This window comes from Streptomyces sp. NPDC014894 (assembly GCF_043080985.1).
Classification (GTDB): Bacteria; Actinomycetota; Actinomycetes; order Streptomycetales; family Streptomycetaceae; genus Streptomyces.
The window spans coordinates 1-6128 of record NZ_JBIBWD010000042.1; the positions used below are offsets into that span (position 1 = coordinate 1).

Genomic DNA, 6128 nt, shown 5'->3' on the forward strand with positions numbered 1-6128 from the left:
ACTCCGGTGGAGGAGGTGCTGTGCGGGCTGTTCGCGGAGGTGCTCGGTCTGGACCGGGTGGGTGCGGAGGCGTCGTTCTTCGATCTGGGCGGTGATTCGCTCCTCGCGATGCGGCTGATCGCCCGCGTCCGTGCCGTCCTCGACACCGAAGTCAGCATCCGAGACCTCTTCGCTTCACCGACCGTGGTCGCGATAGCCCGCTTGATCGAAGGCGATCGCGGTGATGTCCGGGTCGCCCTGACCGCACGGCCGCGCCCCGAGGTGCTGCCGCTGTCCTACGCCCAGCAGCGGATGTGGTTCCTGAACCGGCTGGAGGAGACCGACTCCGGCGCCGACGCCGCCTACAACCTGCCGCTGACCCTCCGACTCTCCGGAGCACTGGACATCGCGGCGCTGGAGGCGGCGCTCGGCGATGTGGCCGACCGGCACGAGAGCCTGCGGACCGTCTTCCCGGAGACCGACGGCGCTCCCCGGCAGGAGATCCTCGAAGGCGCCGACGGACGCCCGCCGCTCATCGTGATCGACACCCCGGAGGACGAGCTTCAGAACGCCCTCACCGCCCATGCCGGCCACGGTTTCGATCTGAGCATCGATCTGCCCTGGCGCGTGCGGCTGCTGGTGACCGGCCCCTCGGAGTATGTGCTGCTGATCGTCGCGCACCACATCGCCGTCGACGGCTGGTCGATGGGCGCGCTGGCCCGTGACCTCGGGGTGGCGTACGCGGCTCGGCGCGGCGGCCGCCCTCCGGGCTGGGAGCCGCTGCCGGTGCAGTACGCCGACTACGCGCTCTGGCAGCGCGAAGTGCTCGGCGACCTGGACGACCCGGACAGCCTCATCAGCGACCAGCTGCGCTACTGGCGGCAGACGCTGGAAGGGGCGCCGGAGGAGCTGGTGCTCCCGACCGACCGGCCCCGTCCCCCGGTGCCGTCGTTCGAGGGCCGCTCGGTGCCGGTCCGCGTCGGCCCCGACGCGCACGCCGGGCTGGTGGAGGTGGCCGGGCGCGGCCGGGCGACCATGTTCATGGTCGTACACGCCGCGCTGGCGGTTCTGCTGTCGCGGATGGGCGCGGGCGAGGACATTCCGCTCGGTACGCCGATCGCGGGCCGAGGCGATGCCGCGCTGGACGATCTCGCGGGCTTCTTCGTCAACACGCTCGTTCTCCGTACTGATCTGAGCGGCGATCCCACCTTCACGGAGGTCGTGAGCCGGGCCCGTGAGGCCGATCTGTCCGCCTACGGTCATCAGGACGTGCCGTTCGAGCGGCTGGTGGACGTACTGAGCCCGGTGCGGTCCCTCTCCCGGAATCCGCTGTTCCAGGTGATGCTCGCACTCCAGAACGTACCGGTCGCACGGTGGGAGCTGCCGGGCCTGGAAGTAGGCCCGGTGCCCTTTGGTTTTGAGCTGGCGGCACGGTTCGACATGTCCGTGACTCTCGTCGAGGAGCGGGACGCGGATGGGGCTCCGGCTGGTATCGGCGGCGGGATTCTGTACGCGACGGATCTGTTCGACGCGGCGACGGTTGAGGGTCTTGCGGTTCGTCTGGGGCGGGTGCTGGAGCAGGTCGCCGCGGATCCGGATGTCCGGCTGAGCGAGATCGCGGTGCTGGACGAGGCCGAGCGCGCTCAAGTGGTGTCGGAGTGGAACGACACGGTCCTGCCGGTGGAGGCGGGCACTTTCCTGGAGCTGTTCGCGGACCGTGTTGAGCGCGGGTCCGAGATCCCGGCGGTGCGGTCCGGTGCGGATGTGCTGTCGTACGGGGAGCTGGACGAGCGGTCGAACCGGCTGGCGCGGGTGCTCATCGAGGCCGGTGTGGGTCGGGAGCGGGTGGTGGGTCTGTGCCTGCCGCGCGGGGTGGAGATGGTGGTGGGCCTGCTGGCGGTGTGGAAGGCCGGCGGGGCGTACGTACCGCTGGATCCGGAGTACCCGGCGGACCGGCTGGCGTACATGGTCGCGGACAGCGGCGCGGTGCTGGTGCTGGCCACGGCCGGGACGGAGCCCGCAGGGATCGACGTACCCGTACTGCGCTTTGAAGAGATCCAGGAGGCTTCGGCGGAGCCTCTCGGCACGGTGACGAGTCCGGAGCAGCTGGCGTACGTCATCTACACCTCGGGCTCCACCGGCCGGCCGAAGGGCGTGGCGGTCGCACACGGCGGAGTGGCGAACCTGGCCCATGCCATGCGCCCTGCGCTGGGTGTGGGCGAAGGGGTGGTGGCGCTTCAGTTCGCGTCGTTCAGCTTCGACGCGGCCGTACTGGATGTGGCGGTGACGCTCGCCGCGGGCGGAACGCTGGTCATCGCGTCGAGTGAGGAACGGACCGAGCCCGAGGCGCTGGCGGAGATGATCCGCACGTCCGGGGTCGAGGTCGCGAGCGTCGTTCCTTCGCTCCTGGGTGTGCTGGATCCGTCGTCGGTGCCGGGGGTACGGAACTGGGTGCTGGGCGCCGAGCGGTTGAACGCCGATCTGGCGAGCCGGTGGCTGGCGGGTTCCCGGGTGTGGAACACGTACGGTCCGACCGAGGCGACCGTGATCACCACGGCTGTTCCGCTCGACCCGGGGATGTCGGCGGAGGATCAGCCTCCGGCGATTGGCAGCCCGATCGGCAACGCGAAGGTGTTCGTCCTGGACGACTTCCTTCAGCCCGTGCCCGTGGGTGTGACGGGTGAGCTGTATGTGGCCGGTGACGGTCTGGCGCGTGGTTACGCGGGCCGGCCGGATCTCACGGCTGAGCGGTTTGTGGCGAGTCCGTTCGGCGGGCGGATGTACCGCTCGGGTGACCTGGCGCGTTGGTCTGCTGATGGTCAGTTGTGGTTCGCGGGGCGTGCGGACGAGCAGGTGAAGATCCGCGGTTTCCGGGTGGAGCCCGGCGAGGTCGAGTCCGTTCTCGCCGCGCACGAGAGCGTGGGCCAGATCGCGGTGATCGTCCGCGAGGACCGGCCCGGAGACAAGAAGCTCGTCGCCTACGCCGTATCGGCTACCGACCGGGCCGTGGACGTGGAGACGCTCCGGCAGTACGCGGGCGAACGGCTGCCCGAGTACATGGTCCCGGCGACCGTCCTCGTACTGGACGCCCTGCCGCTGACCGTGAACGGCAAGCTCGATCGGGCCGCGCTGCCCGCTCCGGAGTCGGCCGGGAACACGAGCGGACGGGCTCCCGCCACACCCGCTGAAGAGGTGTTCTGCGCTCTCTTCGCCGAGGTGTTGGGGCTGGAGGAGGTGAGTGCCGACGGTTCGTTCTTCGAGCTGGGCGGCGACTCGATCATGTCGATGCTGCTGGTGTCGAGTGCTCGCAAGGCCGGTCTGGTCATCACGGCCCGGCAGGTCTTCGAGCGGCAGACGCCGGAGGGCCTGGCGGTGGTGGCCGGCGCGGTCGGCGACGGCGCCCTCGTGGGCGGCGGCGAGCCGGGTGTCGGTGAGATCCCGCTGACGCCCGTCATGCATGAACTGATCGAGCGGGTCGGGCTGGAGAAGCTCGGACAGGTGGTGCTGTCCGCGATGGTGGAGACCCCGGTGGGTCTCGACTTCGCGCTCCTCACCGACGCCGTGCAAGCGCTGGTCGACCACCACGACATCCTCCGGGCCCGCCTGGAGGACGGCACGGACGAGACCGGCCGACGACTCGTCGTACCGGAACCCGGCAACGGACTCGCCGAGCGCCTGCTGCGCCGCGTCGAAGCCACCGGACTGACCGCCGAGGAACTGAACAGCCTGATCAGCGAAGGGATGCGGGAAGCTGTCGGAGGGCTCGACCCGTCCGACGGTGTGATGGCCCAGTTGATCTGGTTCGACCGTGGGCCCGACACACTGGGCCGGCTGCTCATGGTCGTCGACCATCTGGCCATGGACACCGTGTCGCTGCGGATCCTGCTGCCGGACCTGGCGGAGACGTACGAGGCGCTGGCCGCCGGTCGCGAAGCCGCGCTGGATCCGGTACCGACGTCGTTTCGGCACTGGGCCCGTGAGCTGGTCGAGCAGGCCGGGAGCGAAGAGCGGCTGGCGGAGGCCGCCGAGTGGGTGGAGTTCCTCCAGGGGCCCGACCCGCTGCTCACCGCGGAACCGGTCGACCCCGAGCGGGATCTCCAGTCCACCATGCGAGAGACATCGGTGCGGATTCCGATGGCGATCACGGCGGAGCTGTTGACGAGTGTGCCGACGGCGTTCCACGCGGGCATCGACGATGTGCTGCTGACCGGGCTGACGGCCGCGGTCGCGGAGTGGCGTGACGGTCAGGAGACGGCTGCCGGGAGCGCGATTCTGGTGGATGTCGAGGGGCATGGGCGGGTGCCTCTGTCGGACAGTGATGATCTGTCGCGGACGGTGGGCTGGTTCACGAGCAGTCATCCGGTGCGGCTGGACGTCGGTTCGGCGGATCTGTCCGAGGTGCGGGCGGGTGGTCCGGCCGCCGGGCGGGTGTTCAAGCGGGTCAAGGAGCAGGTGCGGGCGGTGCCCGGGGACGGTCTGGGATACGGGATTCTGCGGTATCTCAACCCCGAGACCGCTGCTCAGCTGTCCGCGCTGCCGACCGCGCAGATCGGCTTCAACTACCTCGGCCGGTTCTCGGCCGGTGCGGCGACGCCCGCCAAGGGCGCGCAGGCCGGCTGGACCCCGCCCCGCGACGGTGTGACCGGCGACGACATCGGCGAGTTCCCCGTACTGCACGCGCTGGAGGTCATGGGCGCGGTCCGCGATCTGCCGGAAGGGCCTGAGCTGACGCTCACACTGCTCTGGCCCGAGCAGCTGTGGGACGAGGAGGCCGTGACCCGACTGCTTGACGGCTGGGCGGCGATGCTGACCGGTCTCGTCACCCACACCGCCGACGCGGAGAGCGGTGGTCACACCCCCTCCGACTTCTCGCTCGTGTCGCTGGACCAGGCGCGGATCGAGGAGCTGGAGGCGGAGGTTCCGGAGCTGGTGGACATCCTGCCCGTCTCGCCGCTCCAGGAGGGGCTTCTGTTCCACGCGCTCTTCGACGAGCAGGGCACGGACGTCTACGTCGAGCAGCTGGACCTCGGACTCGAAGGACCGCTGAACCCGGTGGCGTTGCGCGCCTCGTGGCAGGCGCTGCTGGACCGGCACGCGAGTCTCCGTGCGGGGTTCCGGCAGCTGCCGGGGGTGGACCAGCCCGTCCAGGTGGTCACCCGCGAGGTGCTGCTGCCCTGGCGGGAGGAGGATCTGTCGGGGCTGGCGGAGGACGAGAGAGAGGCTGCGGCGGAGCGGCTGGGGATCGAGGAGCGCTCGCGCCGGTTCGATCTGACGGCGCCCCCGCTGGTGCGGATTCTGCTGGTCAGGATGGGTCCTGACCAGTACCGAATGATGATCACGCTGCATCACATCGTGCTCGACGGCTGGTCGCTCGCGATCCTCATGCAGGAGCTGTGGACCGCGTACGAGGCCGACGGCAGCGGCAGCGGTCTGCCGGCGGTGCCTCTCTACCGCGACTATCTGGAGTGGCTGGCGGATCAGGATCGCGAGGCCGCCCGACAGGCGTGGCGGGGAGCGCTGGCCGGTGCGGAGGAGCCGACGTTGGTGGCGCCGGTGGATCGTGATGCGGAGCTGGTGCACGGTGAGGTGGTGTCGGGTGAGGCGGATGCCGAGCTGGACGCGGGTCTGCGGGAGTTGGTGCGTGTTCATGGGGTGACGCTGAACACGGTGGTGCAGGCGGCGTGGGCGTTGTTGGTGGGGAAGTTGCTGGGTCGTCGTGATGTGGTGTTCGGGGCGAGTGTCGCGGGTCGTCCGGCTGATCTGCCGGGGATGGAGTCGATGCTCGGGCTGTTCATCAATACGGTGCCGGTGCGGGTGCGTTTCGATCCGGCGCAGACGGTGGCGGGGATGCTGGCGGAGCTTCAGGCCGAGCAGTCGGCGCTGATGGACTATCAGTATCTGAGCCTGAGCGACATCCAGCGCCTGGCCGGTGCGGGGGCCACCTTCGACACCATCCTCGCCTTCGAGAACTTCCCCTCGGGCGGCGGCAACCAGGAAACGCCCTCGGACACCGAGCCCCAGATGGCGGGACCGGGCGGGCTGCGGATCTTCGAATCGGGGATTCGTGAGTCGATCAGTTATCCGCTGGGGTTGATCGCGGGTCCGGTCGGTGGTTTGAAGATGCGGATCAATTACCGTCCGGATCTGTT

1 protein-coding gene is annotated in these 6128 nt (G+C 69.7%); it reads left to right on the plus strand.

All coding sequences use genetic code 11. From position 1 onward, the window contains the following. Positions 1 to 6128 (plus strand): amino acid adenylation domain-containing protein (locus ACF089_RS35800; RefSeq protein WP_392036384.1); only part of this gene is annotated, 6128 nt, incomplete at both ends.